This is a genomic window from Planctomycetota bacterium (assembly GCA_016207825.1).
Lineage (GTDB): Bacteria > Planctomycetota > MHYJ01 > JACQXL01 > JACQZI01 > JACQZI01.
Window position 1 is genome coordinate 75,229 of the sequence record JACQZI010000023.1, and the last position, 26,088, is coordinate 101,316.

21 protein-coding genes are annotated in these 26,088 nt (G+C 46.3%); 9 read left to right on the forward strand and 12 right to left on the reverse strand.

What is annotated here, in order from left to right:
• Positions 1 to 849 precede the first annotated feature (849 nt).
• Complete coding sequence (locus HY811_08575) at positions 850 to 1,992, forward strand: DUF1080 domain-containing protein (GenBank protein MBI4834854.1); 1,143 nt, start codon at positions 850 to 852, stop codon at positions 1,990 to 1,992.
• On the forward strand, positions 1,941 to 3,062 hold the full coding sequence (locus HY811_08580; GenBank protein ID MBI4834855.1) for a DUF1080 domain-containing protein: 1,122 nt from the start codon (positions 1,941 to 1,943) through the stop codon (positions 3,060 to 3,062). Before HY811_08575 ends, HY811_08580 begins: the two co-directional genes overlap by 52 nt.
• Before the next feature lie 120 nt (positions 3,063 to 3,182).
• On the opposite strand, the gene HY811_08585 is transcribed toward HY811_08580, so the two are convergent.
• From HY811_08585 to HY811_08600, 4 genes are read right to left on the reverse strand one after another with little or no spacing between them, the layout of a single operon-like run.
• Positions 3,183 to 5,420 (reverse strand): protein kinase, encoded by a 2,238-nt coding sequence (locus HY811_08585; protein ID MBI4834856.1) that lies wholly within the window; start codon positions 5,418 to 5,420, stop codon positions 3,183 to 3,185.
• 20 nt (positions 5,421 to 5,440) lie between these two features.
• Positions 5,441 to 6,670 (reverse strand): NAD(P)/FAD-dependent oxidoreductase, encoded by a 1,230-nt coding sequence (locus HY811_08590; protein ID MBI4834857.1) that lies wholly within the window; start codon positions 6,668 to 6,670, stop codon positions 5,441 to 5,443.
• A 2-nt stretch (positions 6,671 to 6,672) separates the two neighbouring features.
• Entirely contained in the window at positions 6,673 to 7,803 is a 1,131-nt protein-coding gene (locus HY811_08595; protein MBI4834858.1) for an undecaprenyl/decaprenyl-phosphate alpha-N-acetylglucosaminyl 1-phosphate transferase, read from the reverse strand.
• Between the two features lie 55 nt (positions 7,804 to 7,858).
• Positions 7,859 to 8,989, reverse strand: a complete 1,131-nt coding sequence (locus tag HY811_08600; GenBank protein ID MBI4834859.1) for an N-acetyltransferase — start codon at positions 8,987 to 8,989, stop codon at positions 7,859 to 7,861.
• Positions 8,990 to 9,071: 82 nt separating this feature from the next.
• On the opposite strand from HY811_08600, the gene HY811_08605 reads away from it, so the two are divergent.
• On the forward strand, positions 9,072 to 9,974 hold the full coding sequence (locus HY811_08605) for a HEAT repeat domain-containing protein (GenBank protein MBI4834860.1): 903 nt from the start codon (positions 9,072 to 9,074) through the stop codon (positions 9,972 to 9,974).
• A gap of 1 nt (position 9,975) precedes the next feature.
• On the opposite strand, the gene HY811_08610 is transcribed toward HY811_08605, so the two are convergent.
• From HY811_08610 to HY811_08645, 8 genes are all read right to left on the reverse strand, one after another.
• The gene (locus HY811_08610) at positions 9,976 to 11,310 is read right to left on the reverse strand and encodes a hypothetical protein (protein MBI4834861.1); all 1,335 of its coding nucleotides are present in this window, start codon (positions 11,308 to 11,310) and stop codon (positions 9,976 to 9,978) included.
• Between the two features lie 212 nt (positions 11,311 to 11,522).
• The gene (locus HY811_08615; GenBank protein ID MBI4834862.1) at positions 11,523 to 12,305 is read right to left on the reverse strand and encodes a formylglycine-generating enzyme family protein; all 783 of its coding nucleotides are present in this window, start codon (positions 12,303 to 12,305) and stop codon (positions 11,523 to 11,525) included.
• Positions 12,306 to 12,372: 67 nt separating this feature from the next.
• The gene (locus HY811_08620; protein ID MBI4834863.1) at positions 12,373 to 12,603 is read right to left on the reverse strand and encodes a hypothetical protein; all 231 of its coding nucleotides are present in this window, start codon (positions 12,601 to 12,603) and stop codon (positions 12,373 to 12,375) included.
• Between the two features lie 80 nt (positions 12,604 to 12,683).
• Positions 12,684 to 13,055 carry a septation protein SpoVG family protein gene (locus HY811_08625; protein ID MBI4834864.1) on the reverse strand — a complete coding sequence of 124 codons (372 nt, stop codon included), beginning with the start codon at positions 13,053 to 13,055 and terminating at the stop codon, positions 12,684 to 12,686.
• Positions 13,056 to 13,290: 235 nt separating this feature from the next.
• Positions 13,291 to 14,094 carry a hypothetical protein gene (locus HY811_08630; protein ID MBI4834865.1) on the reverse strand — a complete coding sequence of 268 codons (804 nt, stop codon included), beginning with the start codon at positions 14,092 to 14,094 and terminating at the stop codon, positions 13,291 to 13,293.
• Between the two features lie 138 nt (positions 14,095 to 14,232).
• Positions 14,233 to 16,539: a hypothetical protein gene (locus tag HY811_08635; protein ID MBI4834866.1), complete on the reverse strand. Its 2,307-nt coding sequence runs from the start codon at positions 16,537 to 16,539 to the stop codon at positions 14,233 to 14,235.
• 236 nt (positions 16,540 to 16,775) lie between these two features.
• On the reverse strand, positions 16,776 to 17,249 hold the full coding sequence (locus HY811_08640; protein MBI4834867.1) for a hypothetical protein: 474 nt from the start codon (positions 17,247 to 17,249) through the stop codon (positions 16,776 to 16,778).
• Complete coding sequence (locus HY811_08645) at positions 17,173 to 18,555, reverse strand: sigma-54 factor interaction domain-containing protein (protein MBI4834868.1); 1,383 nt, start codon at positions 18,553 to 18,555, stop codon at positions 17,173 to 17,175. The genes HY811_08640 and HY811_08645 overlap by 77 nt, the downstream gene beginning before the upstream one ends.
• 301 nt (positions 18,556 to 18,856) lie before the next feature.
• Here HY811_08645 and folP point away from each other — a divergent pair, with 301 nt between their 5' ends.
• The 6 genes from folP to pheT all read left to right on the forward strand — a co-directional run bounded on the left by folP (position 18,857) and on the right by pheT (position 26,087).
• The gene (folP, locus tag HY811_08650) at positions 18,857 to 19,741 is read left to right on the forward strand and encodes a dihydropteroate synthase (protein MBI4834869.1); all 885 of its coding nucleotides are present in this window, start codon (positions 18,857 to 18,859) and stop codon (positions 19,739 to 19,741) included.
• Between the two features lie 60 nt (positions 19,742 to 19,801).
• Positions 19,802 to 20,620, forward strand: a complete 819-nt coding sequence (locus tag HY811_08655; protein MBI4834870.1) for a TIGR00159 family protein — start codon at positions 19,802 to 19,804, stop codon at positions 20,618 to 20,620.
• A complete protein-coding gene (locus tag HY811_08660) occupies positions 20,617 to 21,627 on the forward strand; it encodes a hypothetical protein (protein ID MBI4834871.1) in 1,011 nt (336 codons plus the stop codon). The genes HY811_08655 and HY811_08660 overlap by 4 nt, the downstream gene beginning before the upstream one ends.
• Before the next feature lie 2 nt (positions 21,628 to 21,629).
• A complete protein-coding gene (glmM, locus tag HY811_08665; protein ID MBI4834872.1) occupies positions 21,630 to 23,039 on the forward strand; it encodes a phosphoglucosamine mutase in 1,410 nt (469 codons plus the stop codon).
• 4 nt (positions 23,040 to 23,043) lie between these two features.
• Positions 23,044 to 23,772 carry a pyridoxine 5'-phosphate synthase gene (locus HY811_08670; protein MBI4834873.1) on the forward strand — a complete coding sequence of 243 codons (729 nt, stop codon included), beginning with the start codon at positions 23,044 to 23,046 and terminating at the stop codon, positions 23,770 to 23,772.
• Positions 23,773 to 24,029: 257 nt separating this feature from the next.
• Complete coding sequence (pheT, locus tag HY811_08675) at positions 24,030 to 26,087, forward strand: phenylalanine--tRNA ligase subunit beta (GenBank protein MBI4834874.1); 2,058 nt, start codon at positions 24,030 to 24,032, stop codon at positions 26,085 to 26,087.
• Position 26,088 lies beyond the last annotated feature (1 nt).

Below are 26,088 nucleotides of genomic sequence, written 5' to 3' on the forward strand. Positions count from 1 at the left end.
CCCCCTACCGGTGGAGTCAATCAAAATACGTCTCCACCTATTATCATTATTCAGGCGTTCCCGCAACGCGGCGAAGTGGGATAATTTACTATATTATTACCCCATCCCATATTTCCTGAAAATCAATATATGAGTTTGTATCTCAATACCAGCCCGTCCGATCAGGCGGGTAAGCGGCTTTCAGCCTGCCCCATACCTCCAAGCTAGCCCTTAAATGCAATGTATCAAGTTTGGCTCGTTGTACTAGCCATTCGGTACATCTAAACAAGCCGTTCGTTCCTTGGGATAAACTTTTCATCATTCAGAACAAGCCAGTCATCCTTGGACGTCTCTGGTATCCCCCGAATTCACACTCCACGACCAGATTTACACCTCTCCACTCTGGGCTTAATCATACACCGAATTACCGTTTAACCCCCTCCTCTTTTCGGCATCATTACCTCCTCTATTCTCGCACAATCACTCCGCGATACCCATGTGGGTGGGAGGCCCTACCATACCCTCCCCCGGGTAGTATGGGTGTCGACGGGCCTGCCTGAACAACAAAGTAGGGCTGTATTGTTTTAAATTGGAGGGTATCAAACAGACTTTTGCTCCCTACCCGATTCACATTCCGCCCCTTGATAGCGCCAGAGGCGTGGGACAACACAAACCACGTAACCGAGGATACCATACCCTCCCCCTCAATCACTTTTGCCCTTTGGGTTCAGGGAAAACCTCTGCCTGTGGCAGGCAGGATGAGTTTTAGGGAAGATAGATATCATTTAACAAATATAAGGTGGTCAAGGGATGTCTTAGTAATAGGAGAGACGATTAATTCCGCTCCAGTTTAAGGGGCGTTCCGGCCTTTTGGCGAAGCAAAGGATTTTACTTGACCTCCCCTGCCGCAATTTCTATAATGCCGGCATGACACCAAAAGCAATTCACACCGCATTACTTGGAATCATCCTTATCGCCCTGGGCTTTATCTGCCTCTCGGCGGATGATGACCTCGCCAAGGCATTCATCTCCAAAGGCGACGAGGCAATGAAGAAATCCGAACCGGCCCGCGCCCTCGAGTTCTACCAGAAAGCACTTAGGGAAAGCCCGGAGATGCCGGAAATCCATTTCAAGCTCGGCGAGGCATACTTGAAGTCAGGGGAAAAGATTAAAAGCCGCAAATCCTTCAATAAATGCATCTCCTTGATTGACCGGATAGAAAAACCGACCGGTCCCCAGAAAGACCTGAGAAAACGTGCGCAGCAAAGCCTGGATGCCCTGGATGCCTCCCGGAAAGAAGGCAAACAGATTGAGCAGGAATATATCAAGGAGCTTTTAAACTTCGCCAGGAAAGCCGTAAAGAAAGACAACTTGCTTGCCAAGGACGCCCTGGAAAGCATTTTACTCCTTGACCCGGAAAACGCCGAAGCAAAGAAGCTTTTGGAGGAGACGCTGAAAAACACGATTATCCCCCGCTGGAAAAGCCTGTTTGCCAATACATTGGACGGGTGGAGCCCGCAGGATCCGGCAAGCTGGCGGGTGGAAAAAGACCAAAACCTCTTTTGCGAAACCAGAAAAGCGCTTACTAATTTCAAAATGAAAGAGCAGTTTGAAGGCGATTTTAAGGTGTGCGCCGATTTTAAGATTGTTGAAGGGTTCCCTTCCAATTCCGGCCCGTATACGGCCGGCGTGATGCTGGGGCGCGAGGAGGGAAACGACGACGGGATGGAATATTCCATTGCCGTCATGGACGAAAGCGAACTGAAGCTGGTCAAGTTTAACATCGGCAAAAACGCGCAAACCGTGGCTTCGTGCAAGCTTCCGGAAAATTATAAAAAGAGCGACTGGAATAAATTATTAATCGAAGTGAAAGACATGAAATTAACGGTTTCTCTCAATGATAAAATGGCGCTTGAATATACGATGAAAGATAAACACGAATTCAAAGGAGCAGTCGGATTATGGGTGCAGTATTGCCACGCAGGCTTTACCAACATAAAGTATATAAAATAAGCGCGGCCGCTATCATGCTGGTCCTCGGCGTGCTTTTAGCCGCTATGGCCGATGATGAATCCGCCATGGTCTACCTTAAAAAGGCATCCGCGCAGGTAAAGAAAAAAGAATACACGGCGTCATTGGAAAATTTCAATAAAGCCATTGATGAGTCGCCGGAGATGCCGGAAATATATTTTGAGCGCGGTTCCATGTATTGGCAGATTAAGGAAATGTCCGAAGCCATGGCCGATTTCGACAAGGTGCTGTGGCTTTTAAACCTGAAAGCATCGCTCTCCAAGCCGCAGGAAGAAATGCGCAACAAGATAAGCGCTTACCAGGATGAATACAACAGGATGAAAGACGAGCTTTCCGCCATCCATAAAAAATACGCCGACAAGCTTTTGGAATTTACTGATAAGAACAAAAACAGCGCCGATTCTTATCTTTTCGATCTCCTGAAGCGTTTACAGGCAATTAACCCCGCCAATGACATGCTCAAGGCGGAAATACAAAAAATCAGGGAAGCGATGTCTTTCCAGGAAAAGAATATTATGACGCCGCTTTTTAACGGAACCGACCTAACCGGCTGGGAAGGCTCCAAAGCCGTATGGTCTGTCAAAAACGGCATCATCACCGGCGATTTACCGGATGCCGCCAATATGCTCAGCAACAGCACCAGGCTAAAGGGCGGTTTTTCCCTTTCGGTTGCGCAAAAACTGGAAACGAAACCGGCGGATGAAACAGAATATGTGTGCGGATTGAGTTTCGGGATACGGGATCTCTATAACTATTACAGCTGCACCTTCTTTAAAAACCGGTTGACGCTTATCCAATGCATAGGCGCCAAAGGGACCGTAAAAAACAATTTTCTGGTGGATAAGGCGCTACCGGACGGTGTAATTCAGGAGGAATGGAACTGCCTGATGATAAAAGTAGACGGGGATAAAATTTCCGGTTACCTGAACGACGAGCTTCAGTTTGAGATTGCTGTCCCGGCTGAGGCAAAATCACAATTCGACGGTATTACAGGATTGATGATCCAGAGTTGCCGGGCGTCCTTCAAGGATATCTTATACCTTTCGGAATAATCGTTTCACGTAAGCCTCAGATTACACGGGTTGTTTTTTGCGTGTCTCGCGGGATATCCGACGCGATTCTTTTATTCATTATGCGATAGAAAACAATTTTCTCTCGCTAAAACCAGCGCATCATTGGGGCGGATTCTGCGGCTCTGCCTGCATAATACTGCTTTTCCAGTTTTCCAGAAGCTGTTTCATCTGGACAACAAGATGGCTCTTTGGGAAATTCTTGATAAAGAGTTCCGCATCATTTACCGCGTTATACCAATCCTTCTTTTGCGCATAGGCATTCGCCCGGCTATAATAACCCTGCTCAAAATCCTTTTTTATCTTTATTGACTGCGTAAAATCGTTAATGGCGCTGTTTAAATCAGGCATCCTCATAAAAGCCTGTCCGCGCATAAGATAATATTCCGGCACCTGGATCTTGGAAAGAACAGCGCTATAATCGTTTATCGCCGAAACGAAATCACCTTTTTGCATATATATGCCGGCGCGGTTTAAATAAATATCATACGCATCAGGATTAATCCCTATTATTGTATTCAGACAATCAACTGCCGCATCTAAATCATTTTTTTCCATGTAGGCAAACGATTTATTTTGATACGCTTCTATATAGTCCGGTTTTATCTCCAACGCCTTGTTAAAATCAACAATCGCCTGGTCGTAATTATTATTAAAAAGCTCAATCGTCCCCTTGGCGAAATATCCCAAGTGGCTTGCCGGGTCAAGCTCCAGGACTTTTTCATAATCCTCAATTGCTTTTTTATTATCCTGTTTAAGCATATAATACATATTGGCTCTTTCGTAATATGCGTAGGCAAGCTTAGGGTTAATCGCAATTGCCTGGTTAAAAGCATCAAGAGAAGAATCTAATTCACCGATTTCCTTATAAATATATCCTATTTCCTGCCAGGCTTCCCCGAAAGACGGGTCAACATCAAGTGCTTCAAAAGCCGCACGGAGCTTGTCATCCGGAACATTCAGGCTTTTCACCCTGTCCAGGATACCTTTGGCTTTGGTGCGCAACAATTCCTTTTCATTTTGCTGATTTCTTATGAAATTGACGGCGTTTTCGCAATCTTGCAAAAGTTTATTCGCTCCGGCATTATCCGGGGAAAGAACCAGGATATTGTTGCAGATAATTTTAACTTCATCGTATTTACCCTGGTTTAAAAGTTCCGTCGCCTGGGCTATTTTATCCTTTATTTGGGCTATTCTTTTAAACTCGGAAACGGCCTGGCTCACAACCAGTGCCAGTAAAACTGTCACGGTGCTTAAAACGGCAATGGCGGCGATTTTATTCCTCCGTGATTTCCGGTATATTTTCTCAAAGAAGCCTATTGAACGCGCCGTAATCGGCTCGCCGGAAATATATCGCTTAAGGTCATCCGACAATTCCTGCGCCGTTTGGTACCGTTTGGAAGCTTCTTTTTCCATGCATTTGAAGCAGATCGTTTCAATATCCCGGTCAATATGCTTGCCCCACTTTGTCGGACGGGCCGGTTCCTTGTGGACCACTTTTTCTAGGATAAGATAAAGCTCCTTCCCGCTGAAAGGAGTTTGCCCGGTAAGCGCGTAATACATCGTCGCGCCCAGCGAAAAGATATCGCTCCTGGGGTCTATCTTATCCTTTTCCCCGCGCGCCTGTTCGGGCGACATATAATAAGGCGTCCCCATTATCGCCCCGCTTAAAGTGAGCGAAAACTCCATCGCGTCCTGCTCCTTGGCTAAGCCAAAATCCGTAAGATACGACTTGCCTTCTTTATCTATCAGGATATTAGAGGGTTTTATATCGCGGTGGATTAAGCCCTGGGTATGGGCGTAATAAAGCGCCGAGGCGATATCCCTAATAATTTTTGCCACTGTTTTCGGCTCCATCGGAGAAATGCCGTTTGCGATCGTGTGCTCGAGCGAGTTTCCCTCGATATACTCCATCGTAAAATAATACTGGTTATCAACCTGGTCCACATCGTAAATCTGGACGATATTGGGATGCTTTAATTTGGCGTTGTTTTGCGCTTCCCGCATAAAACGTGCGACGGCCGCTTCGCCTTTTATGCCTATCACCTTAACCGCCACTTTTCGTTTGAGGACGGAATCATACGCAAGGTAAACCACCCCCATCCCTCCGGTGCCCAGTTTTTTTTCTATCAGGTAGTTGCCGAATATTTTCCCGGCTTTTGCCAGCGGGTCATCGCTTGATTCTATTTGCTCTACCCACGGTCTGACCCACTTGTGCTGCTTAATACGCGGAAGCCTGTTCTGGTGCGTGTAGCGGAATTTAATCACCCTAGAACTGTTCCACCAAAGCAAAAACTCTCGTAACGATTTGAATTCCTGTAATTTTTTATCCGGTGCCATATAGAAAAAATATTAACAAATCAGACCTGCGTCCCTGCCAAATAACCGGTGCTCCAGGCAAACTGGAGATTATAGCCACCTGAAATGCCGTCTATATCCAAGACCTCACCTGCCAAGAAAACGCCTTTTGCCTTCAAAGATTCCATGGTGCGCGCGTTGACCTCGTCCAGCGCAACTCCTCCGGCTGTTACCATGGATTCGGCAAACGGCCTTGCCTTTTTCACCTTTATCACCCAAGCGGTAAGATTTTCCGAAAGGAGAATTAAATCTTTTTTGCTTACCTGGCAGACGGTTTTATCACCGTCTATTTTTAGCTCGCCAATCAATACCCGGCAAAGCTTTTTGGGCATCACCCCCAACAAGGAATTGAATAAAGTTTTCTGAGGATGCGCACTCCATCGTTCAACCAGAAATCGCCTCAGGCTTTCCGCATTATATCCCGGGAAGAAATTAACTGCAATAACAACTCCGGGCTTGTGATAATAATCAATTACCAAGCGGCTGATATCCAAGACCGCCGGACCGGAAATTCCATAATGGGTAAAAATAAGCTCGTCCGTTTTAGATGCAACGGTTTTAGTATTCTCTTTAATAAAAAGCTCGACTTCTGACTTGACGCCCTGGAGTTTGTGGAACCAAATCCCGTCTAACTCTAAAGGGACTAAAGCAGGGCGCGGCTCAATAATCCTATGCCCCAGTTTTTGCGCCAGAATAAAGCCGTCACCGGTTGAGCCTAACTGCGGATAGCTTTTACCGCCTGCGGCAATAACCGAGTATTTTGCCGTATAAACGGATTTAGCCGTCGTCACTTTCCAGTCGCCCCGGCTTGCCTCCAATCCGGTTACGCTTTCTCCCAAAATCATATTTATTTTCAGCCTATTAAGCTCTTCGGCAAGCAAATCCACAATCGTGCTCGCCTGATTGGTAACCGGAAAAACACGCCCTTTTTCCTCTGTTTTCAAGCAGACGCCGAGTTCTTCAAAGAAATCCATTGTTTGGGCGGATGAAAAACGGCTGAAGATATTATTCAACCCCTTGGTATTAGCTCCGTAATATTTAGCCGGGGAAATATCCGTATTGGTAAGATTGCACCGACCGTTTCCGGTCACCAGTATTTTACGCCCGATATTTTCATTTTTCTCGATAAGAAGTATATTCTGCCCGTTTTCCGAATGATTGCGCGCAGAGATTATCGCCGCCATTAAACCGGCTGCGCCGGCTCCGATAATAATCATCTGGAATTGTTTCATAACTAAGGTTTGCCGTCTGATTGATGTTTGCCGCGCCCGGCCTGTTCGAGGATAGTAATAATAAGGAGCATCAAGATAACCTGGAACAATACAAGCAACCCGCCCAAAAGTCCTTTGTTTTTATCGATGATATACAGCAATATAGCCGGCAAACCTGTGCCCAAGGTCAAAAGGTAGATAGTAAAAACCGCCGAGCGAACAGACAAGCCGAGATTGACCAAACGATGCGCGAGGTGATTCATATCTCCCTTGAAGATGGGCTTGCGATTCTTGAGGCGAATGATAATAACCATAATCGTATCAAAAACAGGGACTGCCACAACCAAAAGCGGAACAAAAAGGACATAGAACGTATATCCGCCATGCGCCTTATAAAAAGTAAAAATAATCGTAAGGACGGAAATCAAATACCCCAAGAGCAAACTGCCTGCATCACCCATGAATATGGATGCGGGGTTTGTATTAAAAACAAGGAATCCGAGTGTGGCGCCGAAGATTGCTGAAAGAAAACTGGCGATGAAATACTGGCCTGTCTGGAATGCGGCTATCCCGAAAATTAAGGATAAAACCGCGGTGACACCAGCGGATAATCCGTCCATATGGTCAAGAAGGTTCAATGAATTGGTAATCAGAATTATCCAGAATATGGTTATGGCATATGCAATATACTTGCCATATGGCTCAAATCCGGTGATTACCATACTGAAACGTATATCAAAAGCAACCAGGTAGACCGCCACGATCAACTGCCCCAGCAATTTCCATCTGGGCTTTAATCCCCAGATATCGTCAACCAACCCGACGAAGAAAATCATCATGGCGCCGACAAATATGATGCTCAGGCGGGAAATCATGCTCGAAACGCCGGGGAGATACTCATAGATAACAGGAGAAATCCAGGACGGCTGGTATATTTTTACCAGCGATGCCGAAAGTACGGCTAGAAAGATGGTAAAAAAGACGCCGATGAATATGGCTACTCCGCCGCCCAGCGGTATGGGGATCTGGTGGACCTTACGCTCGCCCGGTTCATCTACAAAACGTAAAACTTTAGCCAGGCGCTTTATCAACATCACGCTGAAAAGCGTCAGGACAAAAGCCGTGACCAAAGTAATAAGGCCGACAATTTCCATATATTTAAAGTATTGATGTTATCAATTATTTTCCGTGGGGTCAATTATTATGTATCTACAGGCTGATGTCGTAAAGGCGGTATTTTTTATAGACACGGGCGCCGAATGACTGGAGAGTACGGTTCATCAGGTCATTATCCTCAAGCACCCATGACAATTCGGCTTCCCTGTACCCCTTTGCCAGTCCGCGTTTAACTGTTTCCATATAAAAAATCACGTCTATACCGCGTTTCTGGTATTCAGGCACTACGCCCATGGTAATCAGGCGCAGGCGTTTAATCTTTTTGACTTTTGTATACCATACGAGCTTCATAATGCCAAGCGGGGAAAGTTTTCCGTTTAACTTCTTAAGAACCGGGGCGTAATCTGGTATTGCCATGGAAAAACCGGCCGGTTTCCCGTCAACCGTCGCGATGAATAAAAGTTCCGGATCCAGCAAGGTCTTAAAATCCTTTGCCATATAATCCATTTCCTCATCGGTCAATGGAATCGCACCCCAGTTATGCTGCCACGCCTTATTGTAAATCTCTTTAATGATATCTATCTCGCTCTTAAAGTTTTTCATATCCGGGTTACGGATGACGATTTCCTTACGCGACATGATGCGTTCGGCAATACGGGCGGATTTATCCGGCAGCTTAATGGATTCATCCACGTAATAAGCAAAAAGGTCCTTGGATTTAGCCAAGCCGTAATTAGCCAACAGTTTTTCGTAATAAGGCGGGTTATAAGGCATCATGACAACCGGCATTGAATCAAATCCTTCGACCAAAAGCCCCCATTGCTCGTTGGAGGAAAAGCTTGCCGGACCGCGCATCTTTTCCATCCCACGCGCTTTCAAATAATTCCCAGCCGCATCCAAAAGCGCTTTGCATATTTCCGATGAATCGACGGTCTCCAGGAACCCGAAAAACCCGGTTTTTTCTTTATGGTAATTAACATGATTATAATTAACGATGGCGGCAATACGCCCGACCGGATTATCCGCATTGTTCAGCGCCAGAAATAATTCCACTTCGGCATGCCTATGGAACGGGTGAATATCCCTATCAAACAACTTTTTTGCTTCGTCAATCAACGGCGGGACCCAGTAAGGATTGTCTTTATATACCGCCCAGGGCAGTTTGATAAAACGCTCCAGAGTTTTTTTATCTTTTACAGGAATAATATTGAAACCCGGCGCCATAATTTAAAAGTTATAATACATTGCCCTTATATGGTCAAGTTAATATTGACAGGTTTACAGGTTCTTGTATAATTACTCTTATATGAAATTCAAATATATTTTAACCGCCCTTTTGGTTTTAATGGCTCTTTCCGCCTGCCAGACAAGAGAACTTAATAAGCCGAGGAACAAAAATAAGGAATTAGGTTTTAAAGGCGCTTATAGTGAAGCTGAACTATCTCTTATGGTCGAACTGGATACTCTATTAAAACAATGGCAAAGCGCATTCGATTCCGTCCTAGTAGAGCAACAGCAAAAAACCGCCGAGGAGTTAAAACAAAAGGTAACTAATAACTTTTATTTTATCGCACGCATGATTCAAACAGACGACCTTGAAGTAAAACTGATTGCCAGCGGCGTTTTAGGATTCAGCGAGGATAAAAAAGCAGTCCCTTTGCTGATGGGAACTTTAGCAGATCAAAACGAACTAATCCGTACTAATACCCTTTTTGGAATCGGTTTTATCGGTGATAAAGAAACACCGGTTAACCCGATATTACAACTGTTGCTTAACGACCAATCAGCCGAAGTCAGAAGCGCCTCGGCATTTGCCATCGCCAGAATCATAGAAATAGGAAAGCCGCGTGGAACGACAGCATCTCTTATCAAGGCACTTGACGACCCGGATGCCTCTGTCCGCAAAGAAACTGTTCGTGCACTGGCTGTGGGGCAAAACTCTCAAGCAATAAACCCGCTTATTAATAAAGCCTTAGCCGACAAGGATACATTTGTGGTCGCCCATGCAATATTGGCATTGGCATCATTAAAAGCAACCGCGGCAATTGAGCCTTTGATTAATCTCTTGAAAAAAGATGATTCTTACATACAGGAAAACACCTTGAATTGTTTAGAATACATAACCGGTGCAAAAGCCGGAAAGGATTTTAAAAGCTGGCAGGAATGGTGGGAAAAGAATAAGTCATACTATAAAACGGAGACCCGTTAACCTACTTATTGGAATCTTCTTTATGCTCTTCGGTAATAATCTTTGGTTTAACCGTATCCTGAGGGGTTGAAACGATATACGGCTTGAGGATAAATATTATCTCGGTCTTATTTTTATCCTTTTGAATGCGTTTGAATAAATAACCTAAAAGGGGGATGTCCGATACGAAAGGAATTCCTCTTTCATACCAAATGTCCTCTTCCCTGACCAATCCGCCGATGGTAATTGTCTCGCCGTTTTTAATCTGGACAGCGGTCTGGGCTTTACGGGTGGCAAAATACGGCGTTTCCGAACCGGCAACGGTTATGTATCCTGAAAGCGTGGTGACTTCCGGGACAATTTGCAAGCTGATAATATTTCCGCTTGATACAAGCGGTGCAACTTCCAACTTGATTTCCGCGCGTTTATAAACAACCGATGCGGTAGCCGCTCCTCCGCCTGGATAAGTAACCTGCTGATAAGGGACTTCCTGGCCGGACGAGATAACCGCTTTTTCCCCGTTTGCCACCATGATGCGCGGGGAAGAAAGGATTTCTGCATCGCCTTTTTCTATCATTGACCGGAGCTTTATATCAAGGGTACCCCTGCGGCCGCTCGTATTAAAATGAATGGTGCTGCCCTGGAAACCGCCCGGTACACCGCCGCCCACTAACGACTGCAGATACGAACCGGGATGGAAGGTCAGGTCTGCCTCAAGCCCTGGAGTATGTTTCCATGAAGATTCCCAGCCCAGTTGAAAATCAGATTTTATTATCCGCTCAATCACCAAAGCTTCTATCATTATCTGCTGGGAAGGCATGTTGGAAATCTCCATAAGTTTTTCCATTTTGCACAGGCTCTCCCTGGTATCCGAAATAATCAGAAGATTCAATTTATCAGAATATTGAATACGCCCTTTAGGTGATTTCCACTGGTTCAGAAAATCCATGATTGCTTTGCCCCTGTCTGTCGCCATCTGGTAAAAACCAGAAACGATGTCATTATCTACCATCTCGCCGACTTTATTAATATTAGCGCACTCGACTTTTGGTTCTTCTTTTACCGGAGGAGTCTGTTTGGGCGACTCCTGGTTTGGCGGTGGTGTCGGATTAGGTTTAGGAGGCGGAGTTTGCTGCTTAGGCGGCTCCTGTTTAGGCGGAGTAGGAGCCGGTTCTGTTTTAGGCGGAGGATTTTCCTGCTTGGGTGGCAGCGCAGGGTTAGTTTTAGGAGGAGCTTCCTGTTTTGGTTGCGGTGTAGGCTTGGGCTCTTCTTTGGGTTTATCCTGTGCGCCGAGCAGTCCCGTAAATGCAAGCGATAAAACCAGTAAAACGGCTATTTTTATCCTAAATAGTTTCATGAAAATCAGACTTTATCATATCACTACCCCATAGTCAAGTAAAATATTATGCCTTATAACGTTATTCAAACCTTTCTCAAACACCCTTGCAAATTCCGAAAACTTTCGGGATAGTAATATCCTACGGCGGAATCTTTCCCGTCATATAACTCATATTACTTTCTTAATAGGAACTTTTTTCTTATTTAACTGAACCGGACGATGTCAAAAGGCTACTTCGTCTTAGCTGGGCGAAAGCCCACATCGCCGACCCGACCCGTAAGTGACCGACCGGCGTCGCCACGGATAGACACCCGCAATTCCGTGACGATGTCGTACCAACAGCCTCCGCGAACGGCTTTGAAATTCCCGCTCGCCGGCCCTTGCGGATTGTCCTTAGGGCTATTTTTGTAATAGGTCTCATCATACCAATCAGCGCAATACTCCCAGACATTACCGGCAGTGTCATATAGCCCGAACCCGTTCGGATTTTTCTGTCCGACTGGATGGGTGGTATTTTTTGAATTATCCTGATACCAAGCATAATCGCCGGCTTGTTTCACGTCATCACCCCAGTAGAATTTAGTAGTTGTCTTGCCGCGGGCGGCATATTCCCACTCCGACTCGGTTGGTAATCTTAATCCCGCTTTCTTACAAAATTCCTGGCAGTCATCCCAGGAAACCGTTTCTACCGGGTTGTTCTCGCTCCCGACATCCTTCGCCTCTTCGCTCTGCCGCGCCTTCTTGAAAGACGCCGGGTTATTTCCCATAATTTTCTGCCAAACGCTTTGCGTCACTTCATACTTAGCGATGAAGAAATCACTGACGGTTACCTCGTGAACCGGCTTTTCGTAATTAAAGCCGTCGTTTATTCCCATCTTAAAAGTTCCGCCCGGAATCAGGACAAAGACCAGACCGGTGCCTCCGTGCCGGTATTCTTTATAACCTTGCGGATTAATGTTGATAAAGGTCATCAAGTTAAAACTGATTGTTTTGATAATCCATTCCACCCGCATCCGGACCTCCGGTTCTTGGGTTTCCTTGAGGGTTTGCTTCAAGAGCTCCAGAGCCGGTTCGCCGATTTTAGTTAATTCTTCTTTTGCCTTTTCCCTGGTTTCCCAGTCGTCCGATTTTAGTTAATTCTTCTTTTGCCTTTTCCCTGGTTTCCCAGTCGTCTGAACCTAAAAGAATGATTAGCTCTCCCTGATGAGCTGCAGTATACTCTCGGATGTCGGGCAGTTGGTTTTCAGTTTCCAGCTTATCGACTCTAACTTCCGGCTTCACCGTTCCTCCACACCCGATTAATATCACCATAGAGATACTAAGCACACATAGAAGCCCGAAGGTTATTAGTACACGTAAAACCACACTCCCTTCTAAAGGTGACCCTTCCATTATTTAACGTCTTTCAGCTTGAGTTGATATGCCTCAAGAACTTTTTTCTGAATCAGTTCACGGCATTGGTCATTAATCGGATAAGCAATATCCTCATAGGTTTTCATATGGATGGAATTATCTAATTTATACATCATTCTGGCACCGCAGGTAGCGCAAAAAAATGCTTTTACGAAGTTCTTTGCATGGCATTTATGGCACCTGGCGCTTACCGGTAAGCTGGGCATGCCGACAAACATTCCATTTGCGTCTTCAATTACCTGGAAATCGTGGACGACAAAGGCATTATCAATAACGATACCACACAAAGCGCGCACCTTACCAGCTTTCCCGCCGACCAGCTTGACATTAACATCAGAAATTTCTATCATCGTACTTTAGGCAGCCACTCTGGTATTTAACCAGATTACTCTATTCAAACGGGATTGTCAATGTTTTTTGCCTGGGCGGATACCAAGCCGGATGCCCTATAAGTAGTAAGTAGCAGGTAGATGAGGAATCTTGTTTTTCCCTCGCTACTCGTTACTATCCTACACCTGCCTCTACCGCCTATAATTATTCAGTCATCCCGGCGTAAGCCGGGACCACCGACAGTGTCGGGATAGTTCATACCTGTGATACCTTCACCGACACCATTTCACCTAATACAGAGTCGTTAATGATATCCAGATGCGAGCCGCCGCCCGGACTAAAAGAGACCAAGCCCAAGCCGGGGTCAATAAACATCTGGGCAACCATATTAAGCCTGGCATTAAGGACTGCCAGGATTGCCGGGTCAAGTTCTGCCTGCTGGGCAACGATTAGCGCAAAGGTCAGGTTTTGGGTCAGCGCCGAGACGAGCGTATTGGCTAAGCCTGGCTGGCAGATATTAAAGGGAGAGCCGGAGACGACTATATCCGTCCCAGACCTGATAGAGCCGACCGCTTTCTTATGCTTGGTCAGCCAGTAAGCGGCGATGACGGACGCGCCGATGCCTTCCAGGCGGGTGCCGGTGGCGCGCAAGGCGCTTTTGGATGCGCCTGCACCCCAGAGATTCTTTGCCGCGGCAACGGCTTCTTTAAAACGTTTCGCCTCGACGCCGTCCACGGTCGCGAACATGAAATCAAGTTTCTGGCTCCAGTTGGTAAAGGCGGTTCGTAGTTTTTGGCGCTGGGCATTATAAACCATGGTCTGGGTCTTGCCTTTGCGCGTGGTCGTGATGCCGGTGATGATTTCCTGGTAACCGACGGATGACGGGTCGGCGATTTTATCCGCGAAGGACTGCTCGGTCGGGACGGCGAGTTTGCGCTTGGCGTTTACCTGGGGAGCGACCAGCCCGAGCACTTGCGCCCATTGGTCGGACGACCTCAAAGGCGCCGAGAAATACGGAAATCCCAGTTTGACATGGAACTTTATTATGTCCGGTGTCATATCTCAAACTCCTCTCTGCCACTAAGGCACTAACCCGCCCGAACGACTGTTCAGTCGGGCGGGGACACAAAGAATTAAATCCTTGGTTTTTCCTCTTCGTGTCCCGCCTAGGCGAGATATCTTAGTGGCTAATTATCTTTATGGCGGAACACCGATAGCAGTAGCGTTTTCGAATTCAAGATAACTGCTATCCACTATCTTCACTCCGGCACGCTGACCACCTCCGATATCATTGGCCAGTTTATACACGATGTAATAGGTCTTAGAGGTGGTCGTCACTTGCCAGCGTTTCATGTTGAGGTAACACGTGCCGTTGGCGAAATTGCCTTTAGAGATAAGGATATCACCGACATCCCAGAAACCGTTGTTATTATTTTCGCACCAGACCTGGACTTCGATTTTAGAATCCGGGCAGGCGCTGTTAGAAGAATATGCCTTTAAGCCTTTATCAATACGAAAGCGCTTCCAGCGGGCAGTGCCATCAAAGGTTTTCATTTCAAACTTGACATGCGCTATTGATTGGCCCATTTGAATAGAATTCCCATTGATAATATCAGACCAGTTGGTGGTGGAGACAGCCATCCCTGTCGCATATTCCAAGCCCCAATTAGATAGAGTCGGTGTTTTAGTAGAATCGGATGTGGAAAAATTTGCTCTAATCTTTATACCGCTAATGTTTGTAAATATTTCCGGATAAGTTGCTTTAAGATCAGTTCCTGCCGGAACATTAGCTACTAAAAGAGAACCATTGGATGAACTTAGAACATCCACGGTTAATATGGTATTCGTCGGTGTAGTCTTAGTAAAGGTTAAGACCCCCCAGTAAATAATACCAGTTGGTGTAATTGCAGGTGAGATATAAGCGCCCGGAGTAAGATATGGAATTACCCCGCCGAAATAATTCGGGGTAGGAGCTGTTCCTGAAAAAGAATAATACTTTGTATAAATTCTTCCCCCTCCGCCAGCGCCGCCTTCATTGTCAAACCCACCACTTCCTCCATTCCCACCATTCGCCGTAATACTACCAGAATTATTTGCGATGTTGGCAAAAAGAATAATTGAACCACCAGCGCCACCACCACCTCCTCCACTTCTTGCATTGTTTATAGTTGTTCCATTACTTCCGTTACTACCACCTGCTGTAATAGAAGCTCCAGAAGACATATTGATTGTCGTAGCAGAAATAAAAACTATTCCGCCTCCATTACCACCTGAAGCACCTGTAGGCTGATCATTAGAAGTTCGTGCACCACCACCTGCTCCTCCTCCCCCGCCTAAATATGCTCGTTGATTAAGAGTGCCTGACCCGGCACCATCTGCGGTGCGTCCATCATTTCCACCACCACCACCTCCTCCAGCACAAGTAGAACCGACGATCGAAAAACCACCTGTTCCACCCGTAGATACTGAGCCTCCGCCTCCATCACCACGTCCCCCTCCTCCTGTTCCGGGAGAGCCATTGCCCCCACCCCCGCCGCCTCCTCCGGCAGTGCCAACTGTTGCATGATAAGAACCACCACCACCACCGCCACCTAAACCAATATTACCGGCACCACCGGTTCGAGCAGTAATTCCATCTCCACCAGCACCTCCCCCGCCGCCTTGACCTGAATTACCATTAGTATCATATCTCCCACCGGTAGCACCAATTCCATTATAGGTTACACCACCCGGAGCGTTTTGACTATAAGTCGTTCCCCCGGCACCACCAGTAAACCCTTTCCCGGAAACAGTAACACCATTAGCAACATTTACCGTAACGGTTCCGCTTACCCGGAATGCCACAACGCCACCTTTACCGTTTATCCCCTCATAAGCAGAACAGGTAAATGAACCACCGGAATTAATTGTAACATTAGTATAGTTAGGAACTCTTTGAACCATAATTTTCTGAGCTGCGCCATTATAGGCGTTAGTAAAATTAACATCCACGGTGATTGAGTTTGAGGCAACTACTGAAACTTTCTTGAATTCATATAAGCCGACATTAGCATAATCACCCGAAGCTCCTTTAAGGTTAATAATAATAATTTCATCTCCGACGGCAAACCCATCTGGAACGTCCACCTCTGACGATATAACTTTCTGTCCTGACGCAACATTTTGATCGACCTGCCAGTTAACTCCATCAGGTTCTCCCGGGGTCCGGCCAGTAGCAATAGTATCTGAATTAATATTTTTGGCCGTAGAAATCGTTATTGCGCCATCAGCACCAGTGCCGGTATTAATAGATTCGCTTCGCTTGAGAGTTACATCTGCCGCGCCTGTGGTGGTGACGGTATCAGTAAAAATCCCATCGGTAAAGGTTGTTTGGGACCAGGAATCAGCATGGACAAAATCCCAATGGCCAATGAGCAATGACCAAACAATGACCCCGCCAATGGCGAGGCTCGCCCGAATGGGCAGCAATAACCAAATCCCAATGACCGATTTCCTGATTTTCATATAATTTTCATCCTCCTTTGCGCCCCGCCTTTGGCGAGGCTCGCCTTCGGCGGCTTAGCGGTTAATAGCTGTATTTAATGTATAGCAAATATCGTGCCAACGAAACGGGAAGTTTTTGAGAATTTTAATAATTTCTTACTGGTTAAAAATCAAGTAGATATAATGTTCGCCTATATAAATCAGTTCGTGATTTTATTTGAGGTGACAACTCAGTTGCCACTTAAGATGATTTCGTGTTACCGTTTGGTAACATCGGCTGGTTTAATGCTGTCGTGTTTTAGTTTCTTACGCAGGCCAAAGCGGGTTAATCCCAATTGCCGGGCGGTTTGAGTGATATTGCCCTGATATTTTTGAAGGGCGGTAATAATGGCGTTTCGTTCTATTTCTTTCAGACTTAAACCGTCTTGCCCCATAGTGGTGCTTGGGGTGGAAGACAAATAATTACGAATGATTTCCGAGAGCATTATTTCTGTAATGGTTTTAGCATCAGGATACAAAGCACAGATGCGTTTTATCTCGTTTTCTAGTTCGCGGATATTGCCGGGCCAGGGGTAGGCGGTGAAAAGCGCTAACGCGCTGGGGGATATGTCAGCCCCGACGTTCGTCGGGACTTCGCTTCGCTCCGGAATTTCCTTACGGGAAGAGAAGCTTTTCTTCCATAACCCGCAGGAGCTTCTGTTGCATAGACGGGGACATATTGGCAACCTCATCTATAAAAAGCGTTCCATCTGATGCAAGTTCAATATAACCTTTTTTATCTTCTACGGCACCGGTAAACGAGCCTTTGGTATGGCCGAATAAACTACTTTCAATAAGCGTTTCCGGAAGAACTCCGCAATTGAACGGGAAATAGATTTTGTCTGCGCGCAGGCTGTTAGTATGTATGGCATTGGCAATAAGTTCCTTGCCTGTTCCGGTTTCACCCTGGATCAGAATCGGTAAATCAGTCGGGGCAACCTTTTCTATGAGTTGATAAACCTCTTGCATCGGAACGGATTTGCCAACAATATGTTTATAATTAGAAGTTTTAATATGCTGATTAAGTGTATCAGCAAGAATAGCTGGAGAAAGGGTTGATTCCTTCGTTGCAGATTGTATTTGCCGGAAGAGCTTTTCAAATTCACGTGTTTTTTCATAGAGCCAAACGCTGTCGAGTTTGTTTATAATCAGCTTTATTCGTTTTTCAATCATCTCTGCTTTATGGGACATATTTTTAAGAGAATAACATTTGCTCAAAAGCAAACCGGATTCGCAAATCAGTTCATTAAGTTTTAAACGGCGGGCATCATCAAAAATATTATTTAATGCTGGGATAGCTAAATCTAACCGTTTTTCCAAGAGGTTAATAATGGCAAGATTGATTCTTCCCGTAATTAGCCCTTGTTGAAAATTTAATTCCTTGCTAAGTTTGACGCATTCTTGAAAAGATTGGGTCGCCATGTTATACTCTTTTAATACAACTTGATACTCTCCCTTAAGATGATAATAATCTATGCGGGCAAGCTTGTTAGATTGGAAAAGGTTAGGTAAAGAAAGTTTTGCATCTATGATTTCACGAACTTTTTCTAAGTCATTCTTCTGCAAATAGCACCAAGCTAATCCAATATATGTTGCCGGATACATTTTATCAGATAAAAGAGACTTGTTGCCAGGTTTTTGATAGTATTGTTCTACTTTTTGTAATTGATTTAAAGCCTGAGAGATATTTCTCATTTCCAGGAAGTTATTGCCTATTAGTAAAGAAGTAAAAGCAATGTCTATTGGCTCAAAATGATGTTTTAAGGCTATCAAATAAGCTTTGTAAAAAACATCAATAGAACGAGAATATTCTGCCAGATGGTAATAAACGAGACCTGATAAACGGTACAACATATATTCTTCAAAGGGAGTGTAATGAAAAGACGAGAGTTTTTTAGCACTAATTTTGCTGAGTCGTTTTGCATGGGCCCAATCTTGTTTATTCAAAGCAGACTTGATTTGTTCCAGATAACCGGATAGCGATTGGCGTTTTGTCATGGTTCCATTTATACAAAAAGAAGGAGCGGTTGTCAAGACCTTTACCCCGTTAGAGGTGATGCTTTCTCGCTAAATAAAACAGGGGGTAGCTTTATGTCAAGCATTATTTATACCTCTAACGGGGCGAGCAGATTTTATCTAACTATTGTTTACCATCAAAACAACTTTTAATAATAATGCTTCATTTTTCTCCTAAACCAAAACTCCAGCAAATTTCTAACGGGTCAAGTTCAACCCCGCATTTAATTCACTAAATCCTTTTGTCTTGACCCAATTACGCTCCTCTGATAAAATAATTTCTATGCTACATGCCAAGATGAATACTTTAAACAATCCTGCGGAAATCGTTTATCCGGGCGGGAAGCTTTCCTTAAAACGCACCCTTATTATGGGCATCTTGAATATCACCCCGGATTCTTTTTCCGACGGAGGCAGGTTCCTCGATTGCCACCAGGCCGTTAAGCAGGCACTCCGCATGCTTGATGACGGAGCGGATATCATTGATATCGGCGGCGAATCCACCCGGCCCGGCGCAGACCCCGTCCCCTTAGAGACCGAACTTGAACGGGTGCTCCCGGTGATAGAATCAATCTTGAAGAAACGCCCGGAGGCGGTCATCTCCATAGATACCTATAAATCCGCCGTGGCCAGAAAGGCAATCGAATCCGGCGCCCGGATGGTGAATGATATCTCGGGACTCGGCTTTGACCCGGAAATGAAAAACGTCGTGCGGGATAAGCATGTGCCGGTCATCATCATGCATATCAAAGGGACTCCGCGCGATATGCAGAAAAATCCGCATTACGACAACCTGATAACGGAACTAATCGCTTATTTCAGGAAGAGGATAACCGAGGCCTTGAAAAGAGGCATAGAGAAAAGTCAGATTATTATTGACCCGGGCATAGGATTTGGTAAAAGATTAGAGGATAATTACGAGATACTAAACCGGCTGGATGAGTTCACGGCGCTGGGTTTTCCGGTGCTGGTGGGCCCTTCCAGGAAATCGTTTATCGGCCGGGAACTGAATCTCCCGCCGGAGGAAAGGATATTCGGGACCGCCGCGGCGGTATCAATCGCCGTCTGGAAGGGAGCCAATATCCTCCGCGTTCATGATGTTAAGGAAATGGTTGAGGTGATAAGGATTGTTGAAAGAATAAAATCCCGCTCCATCCCGCCCTTATAGGACTTCCGTTGGTCGCAAGGCGGGATTTCGAGCATGCTCCCTTAAAGGGGGACGTAAACTATGTCTTATATAAAACCGGCGATTGAAATAGGCATCCTGTTTTTCATGTTCTACATGGTGCTTTTGAGCATGCGCGGGACGCGCGGCGCAGGAATGCTTAAGGGACTCTTCTTTATTTTCATGATAACCTTTTTGGTCGCCGTGACGGTCAGTAAAATATTCGAACTGGAAGTGGTGTTATATATCCTTCAGAACTGGCTGCCCACCATCGCGATATTTACTCTCATCGTCATTTTCCACCCGGAATTGCGTAACGCCCTTTTAAAGCTTGGCCAGACCAAGCTTTTTTATTCTTTCTTCAAGCATAAATCCATGGTTTTGGAGGAAGTGATTGACGCGGCGATAAAGCTTTCCCGCTCCAAGACCGGGATGCTCGTGGCGATAGAGCGCGATATCGGCTTAAAGAACTATATCGAAGGCGGGGTCAAGATAGATTCGGAAGTGACGAGCGAGCTTTTGCAGACGATATTTTTCCCCAAGACCGCCCTCCACGACGGCGCGGTCATCATAAAAGAGGAACGCATTGCCGCGGCCGGATGTCTCTTTCCCCTGACCGATAACATGGAGCTTTCCAAGACGGTCGGCACGCGCCACCGAGCCGGTATCGGCATTACCGAAGAAAGCGACGCCATCGTCGTCATCGTCTCCGAAGAAACCGGCACGATTTCCGTGGCATTGAACGGAAAACTCACTTCAGACCTGGACAAGGACTCGCTGAGAAAGCTTTTAGAAAGCCTTTACCTTAAACCGGCGCAGGCGCAAATCCAGGCAAAACCAACAGAGATAAAAGAAGCGACGAAAACAGAAGGCACGAAATGAAAGAACAACTGCCTAAATTGATAAAATGGATTGCCAACTTGTTTACCGATAATTTCGGGACCAAGATGATGGCGTTATTACTTGCCATCGGCATCTGGGTATATGTCAACCGGTTATACACCGAACCGCCCAAGCCCGTCATGGCACAGCTTAAGCTGATTGTCCCCAGCGGGATGGTCGGCTACGCGGAGGATGCGGATGACGGCAAGCCGGTCAGTTCTATCGAAATCACCCTGGAAGGCCCGAGGGGAATCCTTTCCGAAATCACGGACGATATCACCTGCCGCCACCGGGTGGCGCCGACCATGGATGACAATATTCCACAGGTGGAAGATATCAAGGAATCCGATTTTAACCTGCCTTCCGGAGTCATGGTGAAGAAGATGAAACCGGCAAAAATCCGGGTGTGGCTGATGAAAGAAATGGAAAAATATATAATAATAGATACGGACAACTGCTGGTCAGGGAAACCTTCATCCGGCTACCGCGTCTCTGAAGTGTGGGCGGAACCCGCGGAAATAATGGTGCGCGGACCCAAGAGCGTCCTGGAAACGAAGTCATCCATTGGGTGCATCCCGGTGGATGTTTCCGGCGCCACGGCTTCTTTCGAGCGCGAAGGCAGGATACAGCCGACCATAGAAAACAAGCCCGTCGTTGCCAGCCAGAATTTCAAGCTTGTCATAACCATCGCCGAAGAGTTGAAAGAAACCGTGCTGAAAACGGATATCAATATCGTCCTGCCGCAGGATTTCGCTTACAAGGTCAAGGTCAAGCCTAAGCAAGCGGAAGTACGCCTTAAAGGGCCTCCGGAAAGCATTAGGCTTTTAAAGCCGACTCATTTTAACGTGTTCGTAAATATTAACACTATCTACGAGAACATCGCTGATTTGGTCCCGGGCAGGAGCTATCCGGGAGTCAGCCTCGAATTCCAGCTTACCGATAAGGCGCCCAAAGGCATCATCTTAGCCGAGCCTTTGAAATCGGTCACGGTTGATATAACGGAATAATTATGCATCAGCGAATCTTCGGGACGGACGGCATCAGGGATGTCGCCAATACAAACTTCCTCACCGCGGAAAACGTCCTTAAGCTCGGTAAAATTCTCGGGTACCTGCTTAAAAACAAGGCATCTATATTCCATACCCACCGGGTGCCCGCAATGGCCGGGCATGTCAAGCACGGCAAAGCGAATGGCCGGCATTCCGTATTAATCGGGCGCGACACGCGTATCTCCGGCCCGATGATAGAAAACGCGCTTGCCTCAGGGTTATGCTCCCAGGGAATTGACGTCATACAGGCGGGCGTCATTTCTACTCCGGCACTCGCTTACCTTACCCGGAAAAAGGAATCTGTCTTGGGAATAATCATTTCCGCCTCGCACAACCAGTGCGAAAGCAACGGGATAAAAATATTTTCATCCGAAGGCATTAAGATACCTGATAAAGCTGAAATCCTGATAGAAAAATATCTACTTGATAAACTGCGCGCAAAGTTTACATCTAAACAAACCGGGCGGCTCATAAACGCGCCGGAAAGCGCCATGGAATATGTCGGCGATATCGTAAACGGCGGCATCGGCCTTAAGGGCTTACGGATTGCGGTGGATTGCGCCAACGGGGCAACCTCGCTCATCGCGCCGGAGATTTTCGGGAAGCTGGGCGCCAAAGTCATCCCGGTAAACAACTGCCCAAACGGGACTAATATCAACCGTTGCTGCGGTTCTCTTTATCCGGAGGCAATCAGCCGCGCGGTAAAGCGCTACAAAGCCGATATCGGCTTTTCCTTCGATGGGGACGGCGACCGCCTTATCGTTTCCGATGAAAAAGGCGCCATCATTGACGGCGATTATATGCTGGTAATGCTCGCGAAATACCTGAAAAAGAAACGGATGCTCCGCAAGAACATGGTTGTGACCACGGTTATGGCAAATACCGGATTGGAAGTGGCTTTGAAAAAGGAAGGAATCAATATCATCCGCACCCCGGTAGGCGACCGGAACGTGGCGGACGTAATGTTCAAGAACGGTTATATCATAGGCGGGGAACAATCCGGGCACATCATACTCTTGCACCGTTCGGTCACCGGAGACGGCATTATCACGGCGCTGGAATTATTGCGCGTAATGAAAACGGAAGGAAAGTCGCTTTCGCGGCTGTCAAAATGCATGGCAAAATATCCGCAGGTCCTGATTAACCTCAAGGTAAAAACCAAGCCGGAATTGACATCGCTCAAAGGATATGATAGAATATTAAGCCAAACCAGGGGGCTTTTGGACGGGATGCACCAGATAGTGATAAGGTATTCCGGAACCGAACCGCTCCTGAGGATTATGATAGAAGCCCAAGATAAAAAGGCAATTGAATCAGCGGGAAAAAAGCTTGTTGGATTTTTTAGAGAACATCTTAAAATAATGGAGTAATTATATGAAATTAGGAGTAAATATTGACCACGTTGCGACAGTCAGGCAGGCACGGCGCGGAAAAGAACCCGAACCGGTAACTGCAGCCGGAATAGCGGAGCTGGGCGGTGCGGATAGCATTGTCTGTCATTTGCGGGAAGACCGGCGCCATATCCAAGACCGCGATTTAAGACTATTAAAAGAAGTTATCGCAACCAGGTTAAACCTGGAGATGGCACTTTCCGACGAGATAGCAGATATAGCACTCCAGATAAAACCCCACCAGGTAACTTTTGTCCCGGAACGACGGCAGGAAATAACCACCGAAGGGGGGCTGGATATCATCAAGGAAAAAAAGCGCGTGCAGGAATTCACCAAGAAATTCCAGAAAGCCGGAACTACAGTATCGGTTTTCATAGACCCAAGCCGGGAACAACTTCAGATAGCAAAGATTATCGGGGTAAATACGGTGGAGCTCCATACCGGCGAATACGCCAATACATATTCCCTGGACAATGAAACTGAACAGCAACGGGTGGCTTATCATAAATTAGCCGAAGCGGCTGTAATGGCGCGCAACATGCGCTTGAATGTGGCGGCCGGACACGGGCTTAATTATCAGAACGTCAAACCGATTGCCCGCATCATGGAAATAGAAGAGCTGAATATCGGGCATAGCATCATCAGCCGGGCGGTTTTCTGCGGCATAGAACAGGCGGTCAGGGAAATGAAGGAATTAATCCAGAAGAAATAAACCCGCGGTTCGGTTGCCCTCTTTTATCATTTCTAATTTTCTTGTGGTTAGGACTATAGCCCTATACCACTGCCCCGCTCCGTTTCACTTCGGGGATTAACAGGAAATCCCTCCCCGCAAAGCGGGGAGGGAAAAATCACATCACCCTCGTCGGGTATACGTTGCTACTATAAAATTAACAGGTAATGATTTTCTTGTTTTATCCCGTCCTATATTATATGATAGGCAAAAATACCTATTAGAAACAAGATGCTATTATGAAATTCACATATAACTGGCTCAAAGAATTCTGCGATTTTAAGCTGAATCCGGACGAGCTGGCGGATTTATTGACCAACCATGGCTTAAAGATTGAAAGCTACGCCACATTCCAAGATTCCCAATTATCGGGCGTCCCCGCAGCGCAGCGGAGCGGGATGAATGCGGACATGATCTATGAGCTGGAAATAACGGCCAACCGTGCGGATTGCCTTTCCATCGTGGGGATTGCCAGGGAAGTGGCGCTTCTTACCGGGACGCACCTGAAACCCTTAAGGATAAAGGAGGAAAAGAAAAACGGCAAAGGAAACTTTATCCGGACCGATGACCCGGCGCTCTGCCCGCTTTATATCGGGCGAATCATCAAGGGTATCAGGGTCGGCTCTTCTCCTGAATGGATGAGAAAACGGCTGGAAGCTATCGGTATAAGACCGGTCAATAATATCGTAGATATCACCAATTACGTCCTATACGAAACTGGACAGCCCCTGCACGCCTTCGATTTAAACAAACTCGCCGGCAAAGAGATTATCGTGCGCAAGGCCAAAGCAGGCGAGAAAATCAAGGCTATAGATGACAAAGAATACTCCCTTTCCCCGGAGATGCTGGTCATTGCCGATAGTTCCGTGCCGGTCGCCATTGCCGGGGTGATGGGCGGGAAAGCAACGGAAATATCTTACGGCACAACAGACCTATTGCTGGAAAGCGCGGCTTTCAACCCGGCAAACGTGAGAAAAACCAGCCGGCAGTTAAAGCTTGCCTCGGATTCTTCCTACCGTTTTGAACGGGGAATAAACCCCTTTGGAACCGAAGAGGCGTCTTTGAGGGCGACGGCGCTTATAAAGGAATTCGTCGGCGGAAGCGTCACTGGATGCCAGGAAGTTAATCATCTTAACCAATCTCCGAAAAAGATTTCACTCAGACTTTCACGGGCGGAAGATATCCTGGGCGTAATCATAGACAAGGAAGAAATCAAACGAATCCTCAAAGGCCTTGGATTTATCATAAAAAAAGAATTTAAGGGCGCGATAGAAATGATTTCACCGGCATACCGCCTGGATATAGAAAAAGAGGTAGATATCATCGAGGAACTTGTCCGGGTAATCGGCTATGACAAAATTCCGGTCGAACTCCCGCAAAGCACCGGCGAATTAAAGGCCGTCAATAAATCAGACATAATAAGCGCGCAACTTAAGCCTCTTCTTGCCGGGGGCGGATTTAATGAAATACTGACCAACAGCTTTCTGGAAGAAAAATACCAGGAAGACTTCCCTCTCTGGACGGATAAGAAACCGCTGGGTCTTTTGAACCCGGACGGCGTGGAAGACCGCTTTTTAAGGAAAAGCCTCCTGCCCAGCTTATTGATGGCGCAAAAGACAAGCCAAGGCTACAACGATGAAGGAGACAGTTTTAGTTCATTTGAAATAGCATCATGTTATTATCCGGAAAACGATAAGCCGGGCGAAAAGCACGTCCTTTCCCTGCTTGATACAAGGAGCTTTTATTCGCTGAAAGGAATGATTGCCAAGATATGCGCCGAGTTTAAGCTGGACAGTAAGATAAAGATAGTCCCTGCCCAAGCCGACTGTTTCGGAGAGGGAAAAAGCTTTAAGATATTATTGAATGACCAGTCTTTGGGATGGGCCGGCGAATTAAGCGATAAGTTAATGGATAAATACGAGCTCAGAAAAAAACCGGTGCTGGCCGAATTGGATTTCGACCTCTTTGTTAAAAACGCCGCCCTAGCAAAGGTGTTTTCCGAATTCTCCCGTTTTCCGGCAATCAAACGGGACCTAGCAATGATTTTTGACCGTACGGCATTATGGGAAAAGATTGAAGAGGCAGTCAGGCAAGTTGCTCCGGAATTTCTGGAGAAGATAAAATTCTTCGATTTATACGAAGGAAAAAATATTCCTCCCGGGAAGAAAAGCCTAGCTTTTTCCCTGGTTTTCCGGTCTGATAAAAGGACTCTGACTAATAGCGAAGTCGACGAGGCGGTGAATAAAATAGTTAAACATATCGGAACTAAATTCGGCGCCTCTTTAAGAGAAGCATAGA